The following is a 625-nucleotide window of genomic DNA, read 5'->3' on the forward strand; positions in this document are numbered from 1 at the left end:
CAATTACTGATGGTCAAATTTTCTTAGAAACTGATTTGTTTAACTCAGGTATCCGTCCTGCCATTAATGCAGGTATTTCCGTCTCCCGTGTTGGTGGCGCTGCCCAGACTAAAGTTATTAAAAAATTAGGCGGTGGTATCCGTTTAGCTTTGGCGCAATATCGAGAGCTAGCAGCCTTCTCTCAATTTGCATCTGATTTAGATGAAGCCACACGCAAGCAGTTGCAGCATGGTGAGGTAGTTACTGAATTGATGAAACAAAAGCAGTTCAGTACATTAAATACAGCTGAGATGGCTTTGACCCTATGGGCTATTAATGAAGGTTCATACGGAGATGTTCCTGTTTCTAAAGCATTATCTTTTGAAGCTGAGTTCTTGAGTTATGTGCGTACTCAATATCCAAAAGTTTTAGAAAGCATCAATGAAACAGGTGCTATGTCTGATGATAATGGAAAAGCCTTAACAGAAGCGATGAAGTCTTTCAAAGCGTCTTATGCACATACGGCATAAGCGATAAAGAAAGGAGTCTAGAATGGCTGTAGGGAAAGAGATTCTCACCAAAATTCGCAGTGTTCAGAATACACAGAAGATCACTAAAGCGATGCAAATGGTGTCAACCTCTAAGA

Annotated in this window: 2 pseudogenes; both read left to right on the forward strand. The window is 40.5% G+C overall.

The features are described 5' to 3' along the window. Nucleotides 1-509: pseudogene (locus ACTHTY_RS11385) on the forward strand (F0F1 ATP synthase subunit alpha); the annotation flags it as partial. Between the two features lie 22 nt (nucleotides 510-531). Then, nucleotides 532-625, forward strand: a pseudogene (locus tag ACTHTY_RS11390) (F0F1 ATP synthase subunit gamma); the annotation flags it as partial.

The organism is Neisseria sp. P0019.S002, from assembly GCF_051957155.1.
GTDB classification, from domain to species: Bacteria; Pseudomonadota; Gammaproteobacteria; order Burkholderiales; family Neisseriaceae; genus Neisseria; species Neisseria perflava.